Here is a 23,092-nt window from a genome sequence, read left to right as displayed (position 1 = left end):
CTCTTAGAGGTTGCTATGTTATCTGTAGCTTGCTTTTCTTGTAAGTAAGGCGGTAGGCCCGGTTTTTATTCAACATTCTGATCGCCACTCCGAGGGGTTAGTGGTTGTCGGTTGGTGGCAGCGTTGTCACCCAACGCTGTTCAATACACCAGCCGCTCCGGCCGCACCTCCTGCAGGATGGTCGTCGCAATCTCTTCAATCGATTTGGTAGTGGTGGACAGCCACCGGATGCCCGCGCGGCGCATCATGGCTTCGGCCTCGGCCACTTCGGCGCGGCAGTTTTCGATGCTGGCGTATTTGGAGTTGGGGCGACGCTCGGCGCGGATCTCGGCCAAGCGGTCGGGGCTGATGGTCAGGCCAAAGATCTTGCTGCGAAACGGCACCAGGGCCGGGGGCAGCTGGCGGCGCTCGAAATCCTCGGGGATCAGGGGGTAGTTGGCGGCTTTCAGGCCACATTGCATGGCCAAGTACAGGCTGGTGGGGGTCTTGCCGCTGCGGCTCACGCCCACCAGGATCACATCGGCACCCGCCAGATCGCGGTTGCTCTGGCCGTCGTCATGGGCCAGGCTGAAGTTGATGGCTTCAATGCGGTCCGTGTACTCCTTGCTGCGGCTCACGTCGCTGAAGCGCCCCACGCGGTGGTGCGACTTGATGCCAAGCTCTTCCTCCAGCGGGTGCACAAAGGTGCCGAACATGTCCAGCAGCATGCCCTTGCAGCCCTCCTGGATGACCTTGAGCACGTCCATGTTGACCAGCGTGGTGAAAACGATGGGCTTTTTACCCTCGACCTCTGCGGTGTGGTTGATCTGGCGCACCGCCTGGTGCGCCTTGTCCACGGTGTCAATGAACGGCAGGCGCACATGGCGCGGCTTCATCTCGAACTGGGCCAGGATGGCGTTGCCGAAGGTTTCGGCGGTGATGCCGGTGCCGTCAGAGACAAAAAATACGGTGCGCGAGTGCATGGAGCCCCTTTTTTTGGATGCGGCTTGCGCCAGCCGGGTGGACACCACAAAGAAGTGGCAATTCCCCGTTTTGCGTCAGTCGCGTGAAAGCGTCAGCCCGTTGCCAGATGCGCGGGCCTACAATTGTCACAATTATCCAATTCTCACCATGCACACCGTCGGCCTACAACCACAACGACAAAGCTGCAGCCTGTGCATGGCCGCTCGCCCATCGCTCTCAGGGGGCAGGCGCGCAGACCCGGTTTCAACTTCTGGAGCTTTCCCATGTCTGCACTTTTCAGCCCGACCGCCCTGGTCGTACCGTTTGAAAACCTGAGAATGACCGATGTCGAGGCCGTTGGCGGTAAAAACGCCAGCCTCGGCGAGATGATCTCCCAGCTGCCGCAGGGCGTGCGTGTGCCCACGGGCTTTGCCACCACCGCCCACGCGTTCCGCGAGTTCCTGGCCTACGACGGCCTGGCCGACCGCATCAGTGCCAAGCTCAAAAGCCTGGATACCGAGGACGTGCGCGCCCTCGCACAGGTCGGTGCCGAGATTCGCGCCATGGTTGAGGCCCAGCCCTTCCCAGCCGACCTGCAAAAGGCCATTGCCGACGAATTTGCCAAGCTGAGCGCTGGTAACCCCGCCGCCTCATTTGCCGTGCGCTCGTCCGCCACGGCCGAGGACTTGCCCGACGCATCGTTTGCCGGCCAGCAGGAAACATTCCTGAACGTGGTGGGCATCGACGAAGTCATGCACAAGATGAAGGAAGTGTTTGCGTCGCTGTACAACGACCGCGCCATTTCCTACCGTGTGCACAAGGGCTTCGAGCACGATGTGGTGGCCCTGTCGGCCGGTGTGCAGCGCATGGTGCGCTCCGACCTGGGCGCCGCCGGCGTGATGTTCACCATCGATACCGAGTCCGGCTTTGAGGACGTCGTCTTCATCACCAGCAGCTACGGCCTGGGCGAGACGGTGGTGCAGGGCGCCGTGAACCCCGACGAGTTCTACGTGCACAAGCCCATGCTCCAGGCAGGCAAGAAGGCGTTGATCCGCCGCAACCTGGGCAGCAAGCTGATCCAGATGGTGTTCTCCACGCCTGAAGAAAAGGCCGCCAGCGGCAAGCTCGTCAAGACCATTGATGTGCCCACCGAGCAGCGCAACCGCTACTCGCTGACCGACGCCGATGTGGAGCAACTGGCCCGCTACGCGCTGGTGATCGAGCAGCACTACGGCCGCCCCATGGACATCGAGTGGGGCAAGGACGGCACCGACGGCCAGCTCTACATCCTGCAGGCACGGCCTGAAACCGTGAAGAGCCAGGCCAAGGGCCAGGCCGAGCTGCGCTACAAGCTCAAGGGCCAAGGCACCGTGCTGGCCGAGGGCCGCGCCATCGGCCAGAAGATTGGCACCGGCCCCGTGCGCCTGGTGCACAACATTTCCGAGATGGACAAGGTCCAGCCCGGCGATGTGCTGGTCACCGACATGACGGACCCCAACTGGGAGCCCGTGATGAAGCGCGCCAGCGCCATCGTCACCAACCGGGGAGGCCGCACGTGCCACGCCGCCATCATTGCGCGCGAGCTGGGCATTCCGGCCGTCGTGGGCTGTGGCGACGCGACCGAGCGTCTGAAGGATGGCACGCTGGTCACGGTGAGCTGCTCCGAGGGCGACACGGGCAAGATCTATGACGGCCTGCTCGAAACCGAAGTCACCGAAGTGCAGCGCGGCGCGATGCCCCCCATCAAGACCAAGATCATGATGAACGTGGGCAACCCCCAGCTGGCGTTTGATTTTGCCCAGCTGCCCAACGAAGGCGTTGGCCTGGCGCGGCTCGAGTTCATCATCAACAACAACATTGGTGTGCACCCCAAGGCGATCCTGGACTACCCCCAGATTGATGCCGACCTGAAGAAGGCCGTGGAATCCGTGGCCCGTGGCCATGCATCGCCCCGCGCGTTCTACGTGGACAAGGTCGCTGAAGGCGTGGCCACCATCGCCGCCGCCTTCTGGCCCAAGCCCGTCATCGTGCGCCTATCGGACTTCAAGTCCAACGAGTACCGCAAGCTGATCGGCGGCAGCCGCTACGAGCCCGAGGAAGAAAACCCGATGCTCGGCTTCCGTGGCGCCGCCCGCTATATCAGCCAAGACTTCGGCGAAGCCTTTGCCATGGAGTGCGAGGCGTTGAAGCGCGTGCGCTACGACATGGGCCTGACCAACGTGCAGGTGATGGTGCCCTTTGTGCGCACGCTGGGCCAGGCCGAACGCGTGACCAAGCTGCTGGCCAGCCATGGCCTGCAGCGCGGCAAGGACGACCTCAAGGTCATCATGATGTGCGAAGTGCCGAGCAACGCCATCCTGGCCGAGCGTTTCCTGGAGTTCTTCGACGGCTTCTCCATTGGCTCCAACGACCTGACCCAGCTCACGCTGGGCCTGGACCGCGACTCGGGCCTGGAGCTGCTTGCGCAGGACTTTGACGAACGCGACCCGGCTGTCGAGGCACTGATCCACCAGGCCATCAAGGCCTGCCTGGCCCAGGGCAAGTACATCGGCATCTGCGGTCAGGGCCCCAGCGACCACCCGGACTTTGCGCAGTGGCTGGCCAAGGAGGGCATCTCGTCGATTTCGCTCAACCCCGACAGCGTGATTGCCACCTGGCAGCAACTGGCAGGCTGACGCACCGACCGGGCTGCCATGTGCCAACTGCACCACCCGCCATCGCGTCCGTGATGCCGCGCCAGTGATGCCGTTGCAGCAGCCCGCTACCCGCCCCGCCGACGCCGAGATGGCGGGGCCGTTTCCCCCCGACTTGCACGACGTGCGACACCTGTGGCTCAAAGCAGGTTTGCTCCTGCTGTGGGCCCTGGTGTCTTTTGGTGCCACCTACTTCGCCCGCGACCTGCAGGTACTGGTGGTGGGGGGCTGGCCTCTGGGCTACTGGATTGCGGCGCAGGGCGCTGTGCTGGTGTTCATCGCCATCGTGGTCGCCTACGGCTGGGCCATGAACCACTTTGAGCGGCAGGACCAGCAGCAGCGCGAGGCGCTGGAGCTTTCCGCCCGTCCCGCAGAAGACCGCGCCCATGGCTGATCGCAAGCCAGGCAGCGCCGAGGCGGACCGCGCCTATTTGTGGCGGCTGCACCGCATCCTGGCGCTGTACGTGGCGGGGGTGCTGGGCTTTCTGGCACTGATGACCTGGGCTGAGCACCAGGGGCTGTCGCGCCACTGGATCGGCCCGATTTTTCTGTTCCTCACCGTCATGGTGTACGCCGGCATCGGCGTGTACGGCCGCACGACGGACCCTGAGGACTACTACGTGGCAGGGCGGCGCATTCCGCCCATGTACAACGGCATGGCGACGGCGGCCGACTGGATGAGTGCAGCCTCGTTCATCAGTCTGTCGGGCGCGCTGTACCTGCAGGGCTTTTCGGGCACGCCGGGGCAGGCCGGTGGCCTGGCCTATCTGCTGGGGTGGACGGGGGGCTTTTGCCTGGTGGCCATGCTCATTGCACCCCACCTGCGCGCCATGGGCCTGTACACCGTGCCCGACTTTTTTCACGTGCGTTTTGGCGGGCGTTGGCCGCGTGTCATCGCCGCACTGGCAGCCGTGTTGTGCTCGTTCACTTACGTGGTGGCGCAGATCTACGGCGTGGGGCTGATTGCGTCGCGCCTCACCGGCGTGCAGTTCGAGATCGGCATCATGCTGGGCCTGGGCGGGGTGCTGTTGTGCTCGTTCCTGGGCGGCATGCGGGCCATCACCTGGACGCAGGTGGCGCAGTATGTCGTGCTGCTGCTGGCGTTCATGATCCCGGTGTCGTGGCTGGCGTACAAGCAGCTGGGCAACCCGCTGGCGCCATTGGTATATGGCGCGCAGATCAGCAAGATTGCCGATCTGGAGGCACAGCTGCTCGACTCCCCGGCCGAACACCAGGTGGTGCAGGCTTACCTGCAGCGCGCCAAGGACTTCGAAGCGCGCCTGCAGGATGTGGAGGCGGCCCTGGAGCGTGAACGCGAAAAGGGCCGTGAGCGCATCCGGGCCCTGCGTGCGCAGAACGCTGATGTGGGCCTGATCGTCTCCGCCAGCCGCGAGCTGGCGGCGCTGCCCCGCGATGCGGCAGCTGCCCGCGAGCGCTGGACCCGCGAAATGCGCGAGAACTACGAGCGCGCGCGTCCTTTGGGCGGGCTGCCGCCCCACAGCCAGGCCTATGCCGGCGACCCCCACGGCACCCCCGAGGAGCAACGCGACTACGAGCTCACGCGCCGTAATTTTCTGGCGCTGATGTTCTGCCTGATGGTGGGCACCGCCGGGCTGCCCCACCTGCTGACCCGCTACTACACATCGCCCACGGTGTCTGCGGCCCGTGCGTCGGTGGGCTGGTCGCTGTTTTTCATTGCGCTGCTGTACCTCAGTGCGCCCGCGCTGGCGGTGCTGGTGAAGTTCGAGGTCATGCAGAACCTGGTGGGCAGCAGTTTTGAGGCCCTGCCCACCTGGATGGCGCAGTGGTCGCGGGTGGACAGCTCGCTGCTGTCGGTGGAAGACGTGAACGGCGATGGCCTGATCCAGTTTGGCGAGATCCGGCTGGGGGCTGACCTCATCATGCTGGCCACGCCCGAACTGGGCGGGCTGCCGTACGTGGTGTCGGGCCTGGTGGCGGCAGGGGGCCTGGCGGCGGCGCTGTCCACGGCCGACGGCTTGCTGCTCACCATCAGCAATGCGCTCGTGCGCGACCTGTATTTCCAGGACACGCGCCGCCAGGCGTCGCCCGAGCAGCGGGTGATCCTGACCAAGTTCACGCTGCTCGCCGTAGCCCTGTCGGCTGCGTTTGTGGCGGCGCTCAAGCCATCCGAAATCCTGCCCATGGTGTCGGCGTCTTTCTCGCTGGCGGCGTCGGCGTTTGTGCCGGTGATGGTGCTGGGAATCTTCTGGCGGGGCACCACGCGGCAAGGCGCGGTGGCGGGCATGCTGGGCGGGCTGACCATCACGGTGTACTACATGCTGTCGCATGTGCCCGCCATGCACGTGCTGCCGCGCTGGCTGCTGGCCGATGGGTTGTGGTTCGGCATCCAGCCCATCTCGGCCGGGGTGTTTGGTGTGCCCTGTGGCCTGCTCGTCACCTTGGTGGTCAGCTGGATCACCCGGCCTGCACCTCCGCTGCCACGCATTCGCTCGGAGATGTGAGGGGTTGGCGCCGCGCGGGGGTTATGTGTAAACCCCGATTTGCAGAGGTGCCAAAACATGGGATTCTGGTTCGCAGGTGATAGCCTTGCGGCGTCCCCCGCGACTGCTCACTACTAGGAGACTCATGGTTCTCGTCAAAACCCCCGCAGGCCAGGAAGCACTCAAGGACCGTCACGGCAGCCTGAGCTCGCGCCAGCGCTCGGCCTTCATTCTTTTTGACGGCAAGCGCACCACGGGGGAGATTTTGGCGGCCACGGCGGCCATGGGTATCACGCAGGACGATGTGCAGGCCATGATCGCCCAGGGGCTGTTGGCGCCGGTCGGGGGGCAGATGGCTGCTGCAGTCGTGGGCTCCGTTGCTGCCAGTGCATCCATCGCATCCGCCACGCTGGCAGAAGCTCCCGCCACCGATCTGGGCACGGTGGCGTCGCCCGTCGAAGGCTCGGGGCGTTCGCCCATGGAGCGCTACCAGGCGGCATATCCCATCGCCACGGAGCTGACGGCGGCGCTGGGCTTGCGCGGGTTTCGCTTGAACCTCGCGGTGGAGGGCGCAGGCAGTTTTGAAGACCTGGCGGCACTGGCCCCCAAAATCCGGGAGGCGGTGGGTGAGGCCAAGTTCGAGCGGCTGGACAAGGCACTGTTTGATTGAGGTCCCGGGGTTCTGGACTGGTCCTGGTGGATAGGAGCCTGAGGGCTCCACAGCCACAGCCCGTTTGCAAGATGCGCGGGCATGAAAAAAGCGGCCCGAGGGCCGCTTTTGTTTTGCCGATGTAGACCGGAAGGGGGCTGAGATCAGCGGCCCACCTTGAGCAGTTCCACGTCGAACTTGAGCGTGGCGTTCGGGGGGATCACGCCGCCCGCACCGCGCGCACCGTAGCCCAGGGCGGCGGGGATGATCAGCGTGCGCTGGCCGCCGATCTTCATGCCCTGTACGCCTTCGTCCCAGCCCTTGATGACCATGCCGGCGCCCAGTGCAAATTCAAAAGGGTCGTTGCGGTCGCGGCTGGAGTCGAACTTGGCACCTTGCTCACCGTTGTTGTACAGCCAGCCGGTGTAGTGCACCGACACGTTCTGGCCCTTGGTGGCTTCGGCGCCTTCGCCCACGGTGGTGTCTTCGTATTGCAGGCCGGATGCGGTGGTGGTCAGTGCCATGGGAGTTCCTTGTTTGCTATTAAAAATATAGCTTCAGGCGCATGTTTTGATTGCGCTTGAAGCTATTTTGACCCCTATTTTAACGAAAGCCCCGCGCGGAGGTCCGGCGGGGCTTTTCCCTGCGGGGCAGGGCGCGCAGGGGGAGGGAAGAGGGCTCAGGCCTTCTTGGCGCGGCCTGCGACCCAGCGTGTGGCAAAGGCCTGCACGTCCGACAGGCGCTTGAGCAGGTCAGCGCCCGAGGGGGTGACGGTGTAGCCGTCGCTGCCATGGTCCACAAAACCGGCTTCGCGCAGCTCTTTGATGCGGGTGTTGAGCGTGTTGGGGGTGATGCCACCCACGCTGTCCTGCAGCAGGCGGAACGTCTGGGGGTGGCCGTCCTTCAGGGCCCACAGCACGCGCAGCGCATAGCGGCATTCAAGTTTCTCGAAAAGCTGGTTGATGGAAGCATTTTCTTTGGAGCTCATGGACGCTTCTCCTCGCGCAAGTGTTGGATCTGGATTCAGTGCGGGTCGCCGTCAACCGGGCCCGCTGATGCGCTGAGACTATAGCGCGGAACCCATTTTGCTACAAGTTTAGTAGCTCAGAACGCACAGCACACATGCGCTAGTGGCGAAAAATACAATGTTGCGTATCAAACTGTTGCGACAGGGCCACGGTTTTTGGCCCCTGTCAGCTGCGCCCCAGCCCCGCCAGATGCGCGACCAGCAACTGGGCCGCGGGGGGCAGCCACTGGGCGCTGCGGTAGCAGATGGCAAAGCGCCGCTGGGCCCAGGGGTCGCTCAGCGGGACGATGCGCACCGGTGCCAACTGGGCAAACGGCTGGGCCACTTCGCGCGGCACCACGCTGATGGCGAGGTTGGCGCGCACCACCCGCAGGGCGGCGTCAAAGTTGGACACCAGCACGCGGTGGGCCAGCATTTTTCCCTCCACCGCAGCGGCCCGCGCCAGCAGCACCTGCACTGCACTGAGCGCGGGCATGCTGACGAATTCGTGCTCCAGTACGTCGGCAAACCGCACGCTCTGCAGCTGGGCCACGGGGTGCGACTCGTGTGCCACCACAGCCAGGTGGTCGCTGCGGTAGGCGCTGGTTTCCAGGCCCGACAGGTCGGCTGCGTCCCAGCAGATGCCGATGGACGCGCTGCCGTCGCGCACGCCTTGCACCACGTCCGGGCTCACGCGTTCCTCCAGGCTGATCTGGATGTTGCGGTGTGCCGGGTCTTGCAGAAAGGCCGCCACATCGTCGGCCAGCGACTCGGCCATGACCGAGGCCGTGACCAGCATGCGCACATGGCCCCGGGTGCCGGTGGCGTAGGCCGCCATGTCGCGCTCGATCTGCCCTACGCTGGCCAGCATCGTGCGGGCATGCTCCAGCAGCGTCTCGCCGGCAGGCGTTGGCACCACGCCCCGGCGCTTGCGCAGCAGCAGCGGTGTGCCCACCGTGTCTTCCAGCTGCGCCAGCCGCTTGCTGATGGCCGAGCCCACGATGGACTCCTGCTCGGCCACACGCGCAATGCTGCGCTGCTCGCACACGGCGGCAAAGAGGCGCAGGGTCTGCAAGTCCAGGTCGCGCATGGCAAACCTCCAGGGTTGTGATGTTCCATTTGGGAATGTTACGGCTTCCGAGATGTATTTTCTGATTCATTCGGGAATTTTTAGAATCTTGTCCAGACCCATCCGAAAGAGACATCCCGTGCACACCTCACCGATCCCATCCGACCCGCAGCCCCCGGTGGTCCGCGCCATCGTCCGCGAAGTTGGCCTGCGCGACGGCCTGCAAAGCATCGCCACGGTGGTGTCCACTGCGCACAAGATCGAATGGATCAACGCTGCCTACGCCGCCGGCCAGCGCGAGATCGAGGTGGGCTCCTTTGTGCCCGCCCGGCTGCTGCCCCAGCTGGCCGACACGGCTGAGGTCCTGGCCCACGCCAAAACGTTGCCCGGCCTGGTGGCCTCGGTGCTGGTGCCCAACATCAAAGGCGCCGAGCGCGCGCTGGAGCAGGGTGCCGACCTGATGATCGTTCCCCTGTCTGCCAGCCACGCCCACAGCCTGGCCAACCTGCGCAAGACCCCCGACGAGGTGGTGGCCGAGGTGGCGCGCATCCGCGCGCTGCGCGACGCGAGCGGCAGCCGCACATTGATCGAAGGTGGCGTGGGCACGGCCTTTGGCTGCACCCTGCAGGGCGAGGTGGCTGAGAGCGAAGTGCTGCGCCTGATGCAGGCCCTGCTGGATGCGGGCGCCGACCGCGTGAGCCTGGCCGACACCGTGGGCTATGCCGACCCGGCTGCGGTCGCCCGCCTGTTTGGCAAAGCGCGGGCGCTGGTGGGCGACCGCCTGGCCTGCGCGCACTTCCACGACACGCGCGGCATGGGCCTGGCCAACGTCTATGCCGCCTGGCAGGCAGGCATCACGCGCTTTGATGCCTGCCTGGCGGGCATCGGCGGCTGCCCGCACGCGCCGGGAGCCAGCGGCAATGTCACCACCGAAGACCTCGTGTTCATGCTGGAGCGCATGGGCATCGCTACCGGCATCGATGTGACTGCGCTGCTCGCGCTGCGCCAGCGCGTGGCCGGATGGTTGGCGGGCGAGACCCTGCATGGCACCCTCTGGCGGGCCGGGCTGCCGCAGAATGCCGCACCCGCCGTGCTGCGCGAAGCAGCAACGGCCTGAACCCCTTTCTGAACGCTCTGAACATGCACGACACATCCGCCCCTCTCTCGTCCCCCCGCCTGCCGCTGGAAGGCCTGCGCGTGGTGGAGTTCACCCACATGGTCATGGGCCCCACCTGCGGCATGGTGCTGGCCGACCTGGGGGCCGAGGTCATCAAGGTCGAGCCCGTGGACGGCGACCGCACGCGCCACCTGCTGGGCGCGGGCGCGGGCTTCTTCCCCATGTTCAACCGCAACAAGAAGAGCATTGCGATCGACCTGCGCAGCCCCGAGGGCCTGGCGGTGGCGCGCAAGCTGGCCGCATCGGCCGACGTGGTGGCGCAGAACTTCAAGCCCGGCGTGATGACGAAATACGGCCTGGACTATGCCGCGCTGAGCCAGGTCAACCCGCGCCTCATCTACGTCAACCACACCGGCTTCTTGCCCGGCCCCTACGAGCACCGCACGGCGCTGGACGAGGTGGTGCAGATGATGGGCGGCCTGGCCTACATGACCGGCCGCCCCGGCGACCCGCTGCGCGCAGGCAGCAGCGTGAACGACATCATGGGCGGCATGTTCGGCGCGATCGGTGCCATGGCGGCGCTGATGCAGCGCGGCATCACCGGGCGCGGGCAGGAGGTGGACTCGGCCCTGTTCGAGAACAACGTGTTCCTGGTCGGCCAGCACATGATGCAGTACGCCGTCACCGGCAAACCGGCGGCGCCCATGCCCGACCGCATCTCGTCCTGGGCCGTGTACGACGTGTTCAGCGTGAAGGACGGCGGGCAGATCTTTTTGGCCGCCGTGAGCGATGCGCAGTGGCAGACCTTCTGCGACGCCATGGGCTATGGCGACCTGAAGGCCGACACCGGCCTGGCCACCAACAACGACCGTGTGCGCGCCCGCCCCACGCTGATGCCGGTGCTGCGCGAGCGGCTGGCACAGCACACGGCCGACGAACTGGCCGCGATCTTCGAGCGCCACGGCCTGCCGTTTGCACCCATCCGCCGGCCCGAAGAACTGTTTGACGACCCGCACCTGCAAGCCACGGGGGGCCTTGCCGACATCACGCTGCCCGATGGCGAACGTGCCGGGCAGACCGCGCAGATCACGCTGATGCCGCTGCGCATGGACGGCCAGCGGCTCGATGTGCGCTGCGACCCGCCGCGCCTGGGCCAGCACACGGCGCAGCTGCTGCAGGGCCTGGGCTACACGGCCGATGAAGTGGCCGCGCTGCAAGCCACCGGGGCCATTGCCTGATTTTTCCTTGACGACCGGGGCAACCCACGCGGCGCAGACCGCAGGCCCCGGATTCCAACCCCACTACCGGAGACAACCGTGCCCCAGCCCACCCCTGCTTTTGACATGCACTGCATCGCGCCCGCCCGCCATGGCGTGCTCACGCGCCGCCAGGCCCTGGCCACCGGCGCGGCCGCGCTGGGCGCCGCCGCCTGGGGCCTGCCCCGCATGGCGCGTGCCCAGGGCGACGGCAAGCCGCTGCGCGTGATCCTGCCGCTGTCGGCGGGCTCGGGGGCCGACGGCGCCATCCGCGCCATCAGCACCAGCCTGGCCAAGGCGCTGGGCCAGCCCATCGTCATCGAGAACCTTCCGGGCGCGGGCGGCATCACCGGCACCACGCAGATCGTGCGTGCGCCCAAGGACGGCTCGGTGATCGGCGTGGTGTCCAACAACCACGTGGTCAACCCCAGCGTGTACAAGAACATTCCGTTCGACTCGCTGGCCGACATCACCCCCATCACCATCCTGGGCGCCACGCCGTTTGTGCTGGTCGCGCACCCTGCGGTGCCCGCCAAGACGGTGCAGGAGCTGATCGCGCTGGCCAAGTCCAAACCCGGCGTGCTCAACTACGGCTCGTCGGGCAACGGCACCATCCTGCACCTGGGTGCGGCCATGTTCGTGGACCAGGCCAAGCTCGACATCAAGCACATCCCCTACCGGGGCATGGGCCCGCTGATGAACGACATCCTGGGCGGGCAGGTGCAGCTGGGGGTGGTGGCAGTGGCACCGGCGGCTGCGCACATCAAGGCGGGCGCCTTGCGGGCCCTGGGTGTGACCACCGCCACCCGCGTGGCGGCACTGCCGGGCGTGCCCACCATTGCCGAGCAAGGCCTGCCGGGCTATGAGCTGGATGGGTGGATCGCCCCCGTGGCGCCTGCGGGCCTGCCCAAGGCCGAGCTGGCGCGGCTGTACAACGGCTTCAAGGCCGCCATGGAGATGCCCGAGGCCCGTGATGCGCTGATTGCGCAGGGCTACGAGATCAAGCTCACGCCGCCCGAGCCAGCCGCCGCCTTCTTCCGCAGCGAAGCAGCGCGCATGGCGCAGGTGGTGAAGAACGCTAACGTGAAAATAGACTGACGCAGTGCAGAGGGAGGCCGCCTGCGGCGTGTTTTTGCAGTGCGTCAAGCAGTTTTTGAGGGTTTTGGGGCGCTTGCGCTAGTGCAATATGCCTTGGCAGCTATTCTATTAATAGCATTCGCCTTGATGCCGAGGCCCTGCCTCGCAGGGCTGCGGTGCCACGGCAGAGCGGCGCGACGGGCAACTGCCTTGCGCCCCTGCATCAGGCGCGCGGCGCGGGCAGTGCAGGGTGGGCGTGGCGCAGGCGGAACACCTCCACGGCCTGCACCAGTTGCTGCGCCTGCCCGCTCAGGCTGCCTGCGGCGGCGGCGCTTTCTTCCACCAGGGCAGCGTTCTGCTGCGTCGCCTCGTCCATGCGCACGATGGCCTGCGTCACGCGCAGCATGTCGCTGGTCTGCGCGGCGCTGGCCTGGCTGATCTCTTCCATCAGTGCGCTCACGCCCTGGATGGACGACACCACCTCGGCCATGGTCGTGCCTGCATTGCGCGCCAGGTCCGAGCCGGCCTGCACACGCTCCACGCTGGTCTGGATGAGCTGCTTGATCTCGCGCGCGGCGCTGGCGCTGCGGGTGGCGAGGTTGCGCACCTCGCTGGCTACCACGGCAAAGCCCCGGCCCTGTTCACCCGCGCGTGCGGCCTCAACAGCCGCATTGAGCGCGAGGATGTTGGTCTGGAACGCGATGCCGTCGATGACGCCAATGATGTCGGCAATGCGGCGCGAGCTGTCCTGGATGCCCTGGACCACCTCCACCATCTGCGTGACCACGTCACCCCCCCGCTGCGCCACAGTGGCGCCGTTGCGCGCCAGCTCGTTCGCGCGCTGGGCGTTGGAGGCGTTCTGCTGCACCGTGGATTGCAGCTGCTGCATCGACGAGGTGGTTTCGTCCAGCGACGATGCCTGCTCTTCGGTGCGCATGCTCAGGTCGGCATTGCCCTGCGCAATTTCGGCGCTGGCGCTGGCCACCCCCTCGGCATTGCTGCGCACGCCAGAGACCACGTTTTCCAGGTTGTCCTGCATGGCGCACAAGGCCTCCAGCAGGCGCGCGGGCTCATCCTTGCCCTCCACCTCGATGCGGGTGGTGAGATCGCCCGCCGCCACCTTGTGCGCCACCGACACCGCCACTCCCAGGGGGCGCACCACCGAGCGGGTGAGCAGCCAGCCCGCGCAGGCGCCCAGCGCCGTGACCAGCGCGAGTGCCGCCAGGCTGCTGAACAGTGCGCGCCGGGCGTCCTGCGCAGCCTCCTGGGCGATGGCTGCACTGCTGGCGGCCACCTGCTGGCTCAGCTCGGTGAGCAGCTTGGCCGGGCCCTGGTCGATGTCGGCCACGTCCGCATCACCCGCCGAGGGCACAAAGCCCAGCGACTGGAACACCTCGAAGCCCTTGCGGTAGCCCTGCGCCATCTGGGCGTGGGCCTGGGTGAACTTTTGCAGCGCCGCCTTTTCCTGCGCGTCGGTCAGCTGGGGCTCCAGCGCCTTGGCCGCATCGGCCACCCGTTTTTCACTGGCCTGGAAGGCATTCCAGTGCAACTCGCGCTTGCGCGAGTCCTCGCCACGCAGCAGGGTGTTCTTCCACTCCAGCACTTGGGTCTTGAACTCGCTTTCCATGCGGCTCACGGCGCGCTCCTGCGCCACGCGCTGTTGCACCGTGGTGTCGTAGGTGCCGAGCGTTCGGTACAGGGCGGCAATGCCGAACAGCGCGGCCCCCAGCAGCAGGGCCAGCACCAGGCCCAGGGCCGTGGCCATGCGTGCGCCGATGGAGTAGTTGGACATTTTCATCAGAGGCTCCAAAGGTTCTGCAGCAGGCCGGTCGGCTGGTGCTCAGAGGCGCTTGCGGCGGGGGTGTTCAGACCTTCTCAGGCCTTCAGCTTGAGCAGGTACACCATCACGCGGGCGGTTGTGAGGTCCAGTTCCATGAACTCTGCCAAATCCTTGCCGGTGAGCCAAGAGGGTTCCCACCGGTTCTGCTTGAGCGTGCGCAGCCAGGATTCGTGGCGGGTGGCGGCCTCAACGGCGGCCAGCATCTCCGCCGTGCGTGCGGCGGACACGCCCTTGCCGGTGAACACGCCACGCCAGTTCGCCATCACGGCATCCAGCCCTTGTTCGCGGAACGACGGCAGGCCAAAGACGCTGCGGCGCGACGACACGCCCACGGCGCGCAGCTTGCCGCTGGCAATGGCATCGTTGAACTCGCTGTAGCCCGACAAACCCAGGGCCGCGTTGCCCGACAGCACGGCCTCGACCACCTCGGCACCGCCGGGGAAGGGCTTGTAGACCAGCCCCTCCGGGTTGGCCTTGGCGGCGCGGGCCAGCACGCCTGCGTAGATGTGGTCCACACCACCGGCCGAACCGCCGGCAATCGGCACGGCCTTGAGGTCGGCACGCAGCGCATCGGCGAGGTCCTTGGTGGTCTTGATGGGCGAGTTGGCCGCCACGGCCGCCACCAGATAGTCGCTGGTGAGCCGCGCCAGGGGCTGGATCTGTGTCATGTCCACTGCAGGCTTTTGCAGTGCCACGGCGCCCACCATCACCATGCCACCCATCAGCAGCGTGTTGGGGTCGTTGCTGTACTTTTCGGCGTATTTGGCCAGGCCGATGGTGCCGCCCTTGCCACCGATGTTTTCGTATTCCACCTGGTCCGCAGCGCCGGCTGCGACCATGGCTGCTCCGAGGGCTCGGCCTGTCTGGTCCCAGCCGCCACCGGCATTGGCAGGGATCACGATGCGCACGGTGCCCGCCAGCTTGGCAGGCTTGGCGGCTGCAGGGGCAGGACGGGCTGCTGGCGCAGCGCTCTGCGCCCAGGCGGAGGGGCCGAGCGCAGTCCAGGCCAGGGCGGTCGCAACGGATTGGGCAAGGGCACGGCGGCGGTCGATGGCTGCAGACATGGAAAGTCCTTTGACAAGAGGGAAGGCAGGAAGGGCGTCGGGAACCAGATCTCAGGCCGCTGCGGGAGCGCCCTGGCTGGGTTGCTTGCGCGTTGCCACGCCGAAGCAACGCAGTCAGCCTGTGGCGGCATGCGCAGGGAAGGGACCTGCGCACCACCTACGCTGCGCGCAATGGTCGCCAGCCAAGCTGTCAGTCTGCTGTCGCTGGCATCAGGGTAAACGCGGGGTTTATGGCCCCGTGCAGAGCGGTGCGCCGATCAGCGCACCATGAAAAACGCCCTGCGCCGCAGGTGCGGGGCAGGGCGTTGGAGCCAGTAGAGGCTGGGTCGCGAGGCTTACAGCGAGTCGATGAAGCTGCGCAGCTTGTCAGAGCGGCTGGGGTGCTTGAGCTTGCGCAGCGCCTTGGCTTCTATTTGGCGAATGCGCTCGCGGGTCACGTCGAACTGCTTGCCCACTTCTTCCAGCGTGTGGTCGCTGGTCATCTCGATACCGAAGCGCATGCGCAGCACCTTGGCTTCGCGGGGGGTCAGGCCATCGAGGATGTCCTTGACCACGTCGCGCAGGCCGGCCTGCATGGCGGCTTCGATAGGCGCGGTGTTGGCACCGTCCTCGATGAAGTCGCCCAGGTGGCTGTCGTCGTCGTCGCCGATCGGCGTTTCCATGGAGATCGGCTCCTTGGCGATCTTCATGATCTTGCGGATCTTGTCCTCGGGGATCTCCATCTTGGCCGCCAGGATGGACGCATCGGGCTCGAAACCAAACTCTTGTAAGTGCTGGCGGCTGATGCGGTTCATCTTGTTGATCGTCTCGATCATGTGCACCGGGATACGGATGGTGCGCGCCTGGTCGGCGATCGAGCGGGTGATGGCCTGGCGAATCCACCAGGTGGCATAGGTCGAGAACTTGTAGCCCCGGCGGTATTCGAACTTGTCCACCGCCTTCATCAGGCCGATGTTGCCTTCCTGGATCAGGTCGAGGAACTGGAGGCCACGGTTGGTGTACTTCTTGGCGATAGAGATCACGAGGCGCAGGTTGGCCTCGATCATTTCCTTCTTGGCATCGCGCGAGGTGGCTTCACCTTCGTTCATGCGCTTGTTGATGCCTTTGAGCTCGGCCAACGGCACGACCACACGCGACTGCAGGTCGATCAGCTTTTGCTGCAGGTCCTGGATGGGCGGGATGTTGCGCGCAATTACTGCCGACCAGGGCTTGCCGGCGGTGGCCTGCTTCTCGACCCACTGCAGGTTCAGCAGATTGGGCGGGAAGTCCTTGATGAAGGTCTCCTGGGGCATGCCGCACTTGTCCACGATGATGCGGCGCAGCTCACGTTCCTTCTTGCGCACGTCATCCACCTGGCCGCGCACCATGTCGCACAGCTTCTCGATGGTCTTGGCGGTGAAGCGGATGGTCATCAGCTCGGCCGACAAAGCAGCTTGTGCCTTGACATAGGCGGGCGTGCCGTAGCCTTCCTTGTCGTAGACCTTGTGCACTTTTTCGAACAGCTCGCGCAGCTTGTCGAAGCGCTCCAGCGCCTGCTTCTTGAGTTCTTCGAGTTTCTTGGTCAGCGCCTTGGAGCCGCCCTTGCCGTCGTCGTCATCGGCCTCGTCGAATTCGTCGAAGTCTTCTTCGGCCACATAGTCGTCGGCCTCGTTGGGGTTGGAGAAGCCGTCCACGATGGTCGAGATGACGACCTTGCCTTCGCGGATCTCCTCGCCCATGTTGAGGATCTCGGCGATGGTGGCGGGCGATGCGCTGATCGCCTCCATCATCGCCATCAGGCCGCCTTCGATCCGCTTGGCGATTTCGATTTCGCCTTCGCGGGTCAGCAGCTCCACGGTGCCCATTTCGCGCATGTACATGCGCACGGGGTCGGTGGTACGGCCGAATTCCGAGTCCACGGTGGACAGCGCGGCTTCGGCGGCTTCTTCGGCTTCTTCCTCGGTGGCGCCAGCGGGAGCGTTGTCCGTGATGATCAGCGCTTCGGCATCGGGCGTCTGCTCGTACACCGCCACGCCCAGGTCGTTCAGGGTGGTGATGACGGCTTCGAGGGTTTCGGCATCGACCAGCTTGTCGGGCAAGTGGTCGTTGATTTCAACGTGCGTGAGGTAGCCGCGGGTCTTGCCCAGCTTGATCAGGGCCTTCAGGCGCTGGCGGCGCTTTTGCATGTCCTCTTCGGACAGGACGGTTTCGTCCAGGCCGAATTCCTTCATCAAGGCGCGTTCTTTGGCCTTGCTGATCTTCATGCGCAGGGGCTTGACCTTCTCGACCGTGGCGGCTGCCTCGGGGGTCTCTTCGATCTCGCCTTCGAGGTCGGCTTCGATGTCCGACAGGTCGGTATCGTCCACGCTCTCATCGCCACCGGCGGCTGCCTTGGGCTTGCGGCCGCGCTTGGCGGGGGCTTTGGCTTCGGCGGCACCAGCAGCCTTGGCGGGGCGGCCAGGCTTTTTCTTGGGCGCTTCTTCGTCGTCGGCGGCTGCGGCGACGGCCTTGGCGCGGGCAGGTTTCTTCTTCAGCAACTCATCGGCAGCTTTGATCAGCTCGGCGGTACTTTTCACGGGCACAGTTTTCACTTTCTTGGCGACCGGGGCGGGCGCGGCGGCAGCGGCCTTTTTGGGGGCCGCCTTGGCCGGCGCTTTGGCCGCGGTTTTGGAGACAGCCTTTGCGGCGGTGCCTGAGGCAGACTTGGGCGACTTCGCGGACTTTTGAGCGGGCATGGAGCAACCTCAGAATCAAAAACGGACACAAAGAAAACGCAAGCGCCTCAGATCCCGGCGCGGGTGGCGACGCAAAGCAACAGGGGCTTTGCGCCTGGAGGGGACACCCTCAGCGGCAAGATGTCTGGGCGATCATTTGGTGTGCAGTCCTTGCGATAAGTGGGCCCATCAGCGCATAGGTGCGCGTTTGTCACGGTGGCCCGGCTCGGAGGTGCTGCTGTCGCTCTTGCCAATAACTAACCTTATATTATACCGCCCAGACCCTATTCAAGTGGTTTTTGGCGCTATTTGCTCCAGTTCCTTGCGCTTTTCGGCCAGCGCCCGGTAGCGCTCCAGGGCCGAGGGGTCTTGTGCCACCTGCAGCACCAGCACTTTTTGCTGCTCCTTGATGTCTTCGATCTGCATGCGGGTGAGCAGGTCGCGCAGCTCCAGTCGCAATTCGTGCAGTTCGCCCTCGGTCTGCGCATGCGAGCCGGTCATCACCTTGACGGCCAGCTCTTCGCACTCGTGATCGCGCAGGCTTTCGCGCAGCACGGCCCAGGCCAGGGGGCCATGTTCGTGGAACTGCGCCTCCAGCCACGCAAACAGTGGCCCATGGGGCGCAGGCTGGGCCGCCAGGGTGGTGTGGTCGTCGTGCGTCAGCTCTTCCAGAAACGCCATGTGCGACAGCAGCAGCCGCGCCGCGTGGTCCGCCCGGCCCATGGCCGGCGTGCGGGGCAAACGGGGCTGGGGCGGCCAGGGAGCGTCCTTGTCGCGTTTTTTCCAGCCCCCGCCGCTTTTCCAGTCGCCCCCTTTGCGGAACGGGGGCTTGCCGCCGCTGCCATAGCCACTTTGGCCTCCGTAGCCTCCCTGGTTGCCGTAACTGCCGTACCCCGGGTCGTAGGCAGTGCCTGTCGACTCGCTGTGGGGTTGCCAGCCATCGGTGTCGGGCGGGGCATCCCAACTGGGGGCGTCATCAGGGGCGGTACGGGGCGGGTGGCGCTGCGGGGGGGCATGGTGTGCAGCGCGCAGGCCGTCGCGGGCGGCGGCCTGGCCCCACAGGTCGGACAGGTCGCGGGCATTGAGCTGGGTCAGCTCGGCCAGCTCGCCCAGCAACTGGCGCTTGAGCACGCCGTCGGGCAGCGCCGTCCACAGCGGGCGTGCATTGCTGGCCATGTGGGCACGTCCTTCGGCGGTGGCCAGGTCGCAGCCCTCGCTGGCCGATTCGACCAGGAAGCGGCTCAGCGGCATCGCGTCGCTCACATGGCGCGCAAAGGCGTCGGTGCCATGGTCGCGGATGAAGCTGTCCGGGTCGTGCTCTGCGGGCAGGAACAGAAACTTGATGCTGCGCGTGTCGGTAGCGTGGGGCAGGGCGCCGTCCAGGGCCTTGCGCGCAGCGCGCCGTCCGGCGTTGTCGCCGTCAAAGCTGAACACCACCGCGTCGGTAAACCGCAGCAGCTTTTGCACATGCTCTGGCGTGCACGCCGTGCCCAGTGTGGCCACCGCGTTCGGAAAACCCAGCTGCGCCAGGGCCACCACGTCCATATAGCCCTCGGTGACCAGCGCGTAGCCCGCCTCCCGGATGGGCGTGCGGGCCTCGAACAGGCCGTACAGCTCGCGCCCCTTGTGAAATACCGGGGTTTCGGGGGAGTTGAGGTACTTGGGCTTGTCGTCCCCCAGCACCCGGCCACCAAAGCCGATGTACTCGCCCTTGACGTTGCGGATGGGGAACATCACCCGGTCGCGAAACCGGTCATAGCGCTTGCCACCGTCTTCGTCGTTGACGATGACCAGGCCGCTTTCCTCCAGCAGCGGGTCGTCGTAGCTTGGGAACACGCTGGCCAGGCTGCGCCAGCCTTCGGGCGCGTAGCCCAGGCCGTAGCGCTTGGCCACCGCGCCCGAGACGCCCCGGCCCTTGAAGTAGCCAATGGCGCGCTGCGACTCGCGCAGGTGGCGGCGGTAGGCGTCGGCGGCTTTCTCCAGCACCTCGTTCAGCGTGGCTTGTTTCTGTCGCGCGGCGGCGGCGCGTTCCTTTTCCTGCGGGGAGATGTCGTCATCGGGCACCTGCAGGCCCACGCTCTGGGCCAGGTCCTGGACGGCCTCGACAAACCCCATGCCCGCGTGGTCCATCAGAAAGCTAATGGCATTGCCGTTCTTGCCGCAGCCAAAGCAGTGATAGAACTGCTTGGCGGGGCTGACGCTGAAAGAGGGCGACTTCTCTCCGTGAAAGGGGCACAGCCCCATGAAATTGGCGCCACCTTTTTTCAGCTGGACGTAGCGCCCCACGATGTCCACCACGTCCACACGGGTGAGCAGTTCCTGAATGAAAGACTGAGGGATCGTCACGCGCCCTATTGTCCGCGTAAACTCTTTGTAACCAGTTATTGCTGGAAAGGCTTTTGGCATGGGGTTCGCGGCATGTGGGCGGGCGTTGGCGGGTAGGGCGCTGCACGGGTGGCGCGCCAGCCTGCCCGTGCTGCTGTTCGCGCTGGCGGGGCTCGCATGGCTGCCGGGGGCCTCGCAGGCCGCGACGGTCCTCAGGGTGCTGGCCTGGCCGGGTTATGCCGACCCGGACTTTGTCGCGGTGTTCGAGAAGCGCCATGGGGTCAAGGTGGAGATCACCATCGTGGCGTCGGACGACGTCTTGCGCGCCAAGATGGACAGCACCGACGGGCCGGGTTTTGACCTGGTGGCTGCCAACACGGCGGAAATTGCGCGGCTGATCCTCCATGACAAGCTCGCGCCGTTGCCGCTCGGCAACATCCGCAACACTGCTGGGCAGCTGCCCCGGTTTCGCCAGCTGCACACCATCTCGGGCATTGGCTGGCGGGGCGAGGTCTATGCCATGCCCTTCACCTACTCCGAGATGGGGCTGGTGTACGACCGCCAGCAGTTCAGCACGCCACCGCAGTCGATCGCCGTGCTGTGGGACCCACGCTGGCAGGGCAAGGTGCTGGCGTTTGACGGCAGCAGCCACGGTTTTTCGCTGGCCGCCATGCGCCGGGGCCTGCCGCCGTTTCGCATCGACCCCGCCCGTTTCAGCCCGCTGGCCAAGGACCTGGTGGCCCTGCGGCGCAATGTGCGGTCGTTCTACAGCCTGCCCGAGGAGTCGGTGGAGCTGTTTCGCAAGCACAAGGTGGCGGTAATGCACGCCAACTACGGCCAGCAGCAGCTCAAGCAGCTGCGCGATGCGGGGCTGGATGTGGGCTACGTGGTGCCCAAGGAGGGCGCGCTCGCCTGGCTGGATTGCTGGGCCATCACCCGCCGCTCCACCCAGGTGGCGCTGGCTGCTGAGTGGATCAACTACATGCTCGACCCGGCCGTGAGCCGCGAGTTCACGCGGCGCCAAGGGCTGGCCAACACCCTGGACGAGCCACCAGCGCTGGCGGGCGATGTGCCCGGGGGGACCATGGGCCCCATCGTGTGGCTGGAGCCGGTGGAAGACGAAGCCCTGCGCGCCCGCCTCTGGCAACGCATCGTGTCGGGCGACCGACCCAACCGGTTCTGACCGATGGCACGCGTGAAATGGAGCATCGCGCTGAGGCTGGGGGCCCTGCTGGCCTCGTTCAGTGTGTTCGCGGCCATTCTGGCGGGCTACTACACCTTTGACTCGAGCCGCGAACGCCTGCAGGGGCGGGCCGAGCGCTCGCTGCTGGCCACCACGCAGGTGCTGGCGCGCCACATGCAGGCGGGCTTTGGCACGGTGGCGCGCGACACGGCCTTTCTGGCCGACGCCGCTGCCGTCGAACAAGACCAGGGACGGCTGGCCGACCTGTTCAAGGCCAACCTGCAGGCCCATCCCGCCTATTTGCAGATCCGCTTCATCAGCGCCAGCGACTACGGGCTGGAGCTGGTGCGCATCGACCGCCAGGGCGACAAGCTGGTGCGCGTGCCCGATGACCAGCTGCAGGAGAAGTCGCACTTTCCGTTTGTGTTCGAGGCCCTCAGCCTGCCCGATGGGGAGGTGTATGTGTCCGAGTTCGGCATCAACCATGAAGACGCCGCACAGGAGGCGGCCGTGCCCGTGTTCAACATGGCGTCGCCTGTGGTGCAGGGGGGCCAGCTGCGGGGCGTGGTGGTGGTGCGGGTGGCGGCCGCGCCGTTCCTGCACAACTTCAACGCGGCGCTGCCGACCCCTTACGGGTTTTATCTGAGCAACCGCTGGGGTGACTTTCTGGTGCATCCGGATGCCACGCAGACCTTCGGCTTTGACCGGGGCCAGCGCATCCTGATCCAGGAGTCGTTCCCGCAGGTGGCCGCGCTGGTCGATGGCCGTGCCGAAGAGGCGGTACTCAGCCAGTCCGGCACCGACGACGAGGAGGCGCGTGTCTTTGCCTTTGTGCGCATGCCCTTTGGCAACGCGGACGAGGGGCGTTTCATGGTCGTAGGGCTCTCGCAGCCGCTGGCCGTGGTGCAGGGCGAGGTGCTGGACCTGGGCCGCAGCATCCTCAAGATCCTGCTGGTGCTCAGCGTGGTGGGTGTGGCCCTGGCGGCCGGGGTATCGCGCCTGGTGACCCAGCCGCTGCAGGCCATGGTGAAGGCGGCGCAGGCGTTTTCACGCGGGGAGGCCCACGGCGCGCTGCCGGTGCACCGGGGCGACGAGGTGGGCGAGCTGGCCCGCAGCTTCCAGGACATGGAGCAGCAGATCAGCCGCCAGCTGGCCGAGCTGAACCTGAGCCGAGACGCCATGGCCCACCTGGCGCACCACGACGCACTCACCGGCCTGCCCAACCGCCGCATGTTCGAGCAGCGCCTGGCCCAGGTGCTGGAGCTGTCGCGCCGCAGCGGCCGCAGCTGTGCACTGTTGTTCGTGGACCTGGATGAGTTCAAAGCCATCAACGACACGCGCGGGCATGCCGTGGGCGACCTGGTGCTGCAGGCGGTGGCACGCACCATCGTCGGCGCCGTGCGGCAGGTGGACACCGTGGCCCGGCTCGCCGGGGACGAGTTCACGGTGCTGTGCGAAAACGTGGATTCCGAAGAGGCTGCGCTGCAGATCGTGACCAAGCTGCAGCACGCGTTCGAGCCACCGCTGGACATCGACGGCGAGCCCCTGGCCGTGCGCGCCAGCATCGGCCTGAGCCTGTTTCCCCGCGACGCGCAAGATGCGCGCACACTCATGGCCAGCGCCGACGCGGCCATGTACCGCATCAAGCAGAGCCACAAGCGAAGGTTGTGAGGCTGCGCACCGCAGTCCACACCGCGCCTGCGCCGGCCCGTGTTG

Annotated in this window: 17 protein-coding genes; 9 read left to right on the top strand and 8 right to left on the bottom strand. The window is 66.1% G+C overall.

The features are described 5' to 3' along the window. Positions 1–140 precede the first annotated feature (140 nt). On the bottom strand, positions 141–962 hold the full coding sequence (gene ppsR / locus ACTJKQ_RS01330; RefSeq protein ID WP_056061884.1) for a posphoenolpyruvate synthetase regulatory kinase/phosphorylase PpsR: 822 nt from the start codon (positions 960–962) through the stop codon (positions 141–143). A 264-nt stretch (positions 963–1,226) separates the two neighbouring features. On the opposite strand from ppsR, the gene ppsA reads away from it, so the two are divergent. The 4 genes from ppsA to ACTJKQ_RS01310 all read left to right on the top strand — a co-directional run bounded on the left by ppsA (position 1,227) and on the right by ACTJKQ_RS01310 (position 6,767). Continuing rightward, positions 1,227–3,617, top strand: a complete 2,391-nt coding sequence (ppsA, locus tag ACTJKQ_RS01325; protein ID WP_440595749.1) for a phosphoenolpyruvate synthase — start codon at positions 1,227–1,229, stop codon at positions 3,615–3,617. Positions 3,618–3,684: 67 nt separating this feature from the next. Beyond that, positions 3,685–4,029 (top strand): DUF4212 domain-containing protein, encoded by a 345-nt coding sequence (locus tag ACTJKQ_RS01320; protein WP_440595748.1) that lies wholly within the window; start codon positions 3,685–3,687, stop codon positions 4,027–4,029. Beyond that, on the top strand, positions 4,022–6,118 hold the full coding sequence (locus ACTJKQ_RS01315; protein ID WP_440595747.1) for a VC_2705 family sodium/solute symporter: 2,097 nt from the start codon (positions 4,022–4,024) through the stop codon (positions 6,116–6,118). Before ACTJKQ_RS01320 ends, ACTJKQ_RS01315 begins: the two co-directional genes overlap by 8 nt. 124 nt (positions 6,119–6,242) lie before the next feature. Beyond that, positions 6,243–6,767 (top strand): hypothetical protein, encoded by a 525-nt coding sequence (locus ACTJKQ_RS01310; protein ID WP_440595746.1) that lies wholly within the window; start codon positions 6,243–6,245, stop codon positions 6,765–6,767. A gap of 143 nt (positions 6,768–6,910) precedes the next feature. On the opposite strand, the gene ACTJKQ_RS01305 is transcribed toward ACTJKQ_RS01310, so the two are convergent. The 3 genes from ACTJKQ_RS01305 to ACTJKQ_RS01295 form a co-directional block, all read right to left on the bottom strand. Further along, a complete protein-coding gene (locus ACTJKQ_RS01305) occupies positions 6,911–7,270 on the bottom strand; it encodes an FKBP-type peptidyl-prolyl cis-trans isomerase (RefSeq protein ID WP_056061897.1) in 360 nt (119 codons plus the stop codon). 155 nt (positions 7,271–7,425) lie between these two features. After that, the gene (locus tag ACTJKQ_RS01300; protein WP_015013381.1) at positions 7,426–7,734 is read right to left on the bottom strand and encodes a winged helix-turn-helix transcriptional regulator; all 309 of its coding nucleotides are present in this window, start codon (positions 7,732–7,734) and stop codon (positions 7,426–7,428) included. A 205-nt stretch (positions 7,735–7,939) separates the two neighbouring features. Next, on the bottom strand, positions 7,940–8,842 hold the full coding sequence (locus tag ACTJKQ_RS01295; RefSeq protein ID WP_099729820.1) for a LysR family transcriptional regulator: 903 nt from the start codon (positions 8,840–8,842) through the stop codon (positions 7,940–7,942). Positions 8,843–8,960: 118 nt separating this feature from the next. On the opposite strand from ACTJKQ_RS01295, the gene ACTJKQ_RS01290 reads away from it, so the two are divergent. From ACTJKQ_RS01290 to ACTJKQ_RS01280, 3 genes are all read left to right on the top strand, one after another. Continuing rightward, entirely contained in the window at positions 8,961–9,938 is a 978-nt protein-coding gene (locus ACTJKQ_RS01290; protein ID WP_440595745.1) for a hydroxymethylglutaryl-CoA lyase, read from the top strand. 23 nt (positions 9,939–9,961) lie between these two features. Then, positions 9,962–11,176: a CaiB/BaiF CoA transferase family protein gene (locus ACTJKQ_RS01285; protein WP_440595744.1), complete on the top strand. Its 1,215-nt coding sequence runs from the start codon at positions 9,962–9,964 to the stop codon at positions 11,174–11,176. 105 nt (positions 11,177–11,281) lie between these two features. After that, positions 11,282–12,292 carry a tripartite tricarboxylate transporter substrate binding protein gene (locus ACTJKQ_RS01280; RefSeq protein ID WP_440595929.1) on the top strand — a complete coding sequence of 337 codons (1,011 nt, stop codon included), beginning with the start codon at positions 11,282–11,284 and terminating at the stop codon, positions 12,290–12,292. A 202-nt stretch (positions 12,293–12,494) separates the two neighbouring features. Here the strand turns inward: ACTJKQ_RS01280 and ACTJKQ_RS01275 are convergent, their stop codons facing one another. The 4 genes from ACTJKQ_RS01275 to dnaG form a co-directional block, all read right to left on the bottom strand. Then, positions 12,495–14,069 (bottom strand): methyl-accepting chemotaxis protein, encoded by a 1,575-nt coding sequence (locus ACTJKQ_RS01275; RefSeq protein ID WP_440595743.1) that lies wholly within the window; start codon positions 14,067–14,069, stop codon positions 12,495–12,497. Between the two features lie 77 nt (positions 14,070–14,146). Continuing rightward, positions 14,147–15,175 carry a Bug family tripartite tricarboxylate transporter substrate binding protein gene (locus ACTJKQ_RS01270; protein ID WP_288853479.1) on the bottom strand — a complete coding sequence of 343 codons (1,029 nt, stop codon included), beginning with the start codon at positions 15,173–15,175 and terminating at the stop codon, positions 14,147–14,149. Between the two features lie 335 nt (positions 15,176–15,510). Beyond that, positions 15,511–17,889: an RNA polymerase sigma factor RpoD gene (rpoD, locus tag ACTJKQ_RS01265; RefSeq protein WP_056061911.1), complete on the bottom strand. Its 2,379-nt coding sequence runs from the start codon at positions 17,887–17,889 to the stop codon at positions 15,511–15,513. Between the two features lie 267 nt (positions 17,890–18,156). After that, positions 18,157–20,214 (bottom strand): DNA primase, encoded by a 2,058-nt coding sequence (dnaG, locus tag ACTJKQ_RS01260; RefSeq protein ID WP_121943316.1) that lies wholly within the window; start codon positions 20,212–20,214, stop codon positions 18,157–18,159. Positions 20,215–20,272: 58 nt separating this feature from the next. Between dnaG and ACTJKQ_RS01255 the strand changes: the two genes are divergently transcribed. Together ACTJKQ_RS01255 and ACTJKQ_RS01250 are read left to right on the top strand one after the other, a co-directional pair. Continuing rightward, positions 20,273–21,376, top strand: a complete 1,104-nt coding sequence (locus ACTJKQ_RS01255; RefSeq protein ID WP_369816963.1) for an ABC transporter substrate-binding protein — start codon at positions 20,273–20,275, stop codon at positions 21,374–21,376. A 3-nt stretch (positions 21,377–21,379) separates the two neighbouring features. Further along, complete coding sequence (locus ACTJKQ_RS01250) at positions 21,380–23,047, top strand: diguanylate cyclase domain-containing protein (RefSeq protein WP_440595742.1); 1,668 nt, start codon at positions 21,380–21,382, stop codon at positions 23,045–23,047. The last annotated feature ends 45 nt before the right edge of the window (positions 23,048–23,092 follow it).

This window comes from Acidovorax sp. 22279, from assembly GCF_052045435.1.
Taxonomy (GTDB): Bacteria; Pseudomonadota; Gammaproteobacteria; order Burkholderiales; family Burkholderiaceae_C; genus Acidovorax; species Acidovorax delafieldii.
This window is presented reverse-complemented; position numbering and strand designations above follow the sequence as displayed.

Coding starts and splice junctions, on each gene's coding strand:
- ppsA (WP_440595749.1), top strand. CDS start 1,227: ATGTCTGCACTTTTCAGCCCGACCGCCCTGGTCGTACCGTTTGAAAAC.
- ACTJKQ_RS01295 (WP_099729820.1), bottom strand. CDS start 8,842: ATGCGCGACCTGGACTTGCAGACCCTGCGCCTCTTTGCCGCCGTGTGC.
- ACTJKQ_RS01280 (WP_440595929.1), top strand. CDS start 11,282: ATGCACTGCATCGCGCCCGCCCGCCATGGCGTGCTCACGCGCCGCCAG.
- ACTJKQ_RS01310 (WP_440595746.1), top strand. CDS start 6,243: ATGGTTCTCGTCAAAACCCCCGCAGGCCAGGAAGCACTCAAGGACCGT.
- ACTJKQ_RS01320 (WP_440595748.1), top strand. CDS start 3,685: ATGCCGTTGCAGCAGCCCGCTACCCGCCCCGCCGACGCCGAGATGGCG.
- ACTJKQ_RS01315 (WP_440595747.1), top strand. CDS start 4,022: ATGGCTGATCGCAAGCCAGGCAGCGCCGAGGCGGACCGCGCCTATTTG.
- ACTJKQ_RS01255 (WP_369816963.1), top strand. CDS start 20,273: ATGGGGTTCGCGGCATGTGGGCGGGCGTTGGCGGGTAGGGCGCTGCAC.
- ACTJKQ_RS01285 (WP_440595744.1), top strand. CDS start 9,962: ATGCACGACACATCCGCCCCTCTCTCGTCCCCCCGCCTGCCGCTGGAA.
- ACTJKQ_RS01300 (WP_015013381.1), bottom strand. CDS start 7,734: ATGAGCTCCAAAGAAAATGCTTCCATCAACCAGCTTTTCGAGAAACTT.
- rpoD (WP_056061911.1), bottom strand. CDS start 17,889: ATGCCCGCTCAAAAGTCCGCGAAGTCGCCCAAGTCTGCCTCAGGCACC.
- ACTJKQ_RS01275 (WP_440595743.1), bottom strand. CDS start 14,069: ATGAAAATGTCCAACTACTCCATCGGCGCACGCATGGCCACGGCCCTG.
- ACTJKQ_RS01250 (WP_440595742.1), top strand. CDS start 21,380: ATGGCACGCGTGAAATGGAGCATCGCGCTGAGGCTGGGGGCCCTGCTG.
- ACTJKQ_RS01270 (WP_288853479.1), bottom strand. CDS start 15,175: ATGTCTGCAGCCATCGACCGCCGCCGTGCCCTTGCCCAATCCGTTGCG.
- ACTJKQ_RS01305 (WP_056061897.1), bottom strand. CDS start 7,270: ATGGCACTGACCACCACCGCATCCGGCCTGCAATACGAAGACACCACC.
- ppsR (WP_056061884.1), bottom strand. CDS start 962: ATGCACTCGCGCACCGTATTTTTTGTCTCTGACGGCACCGGCATCACC.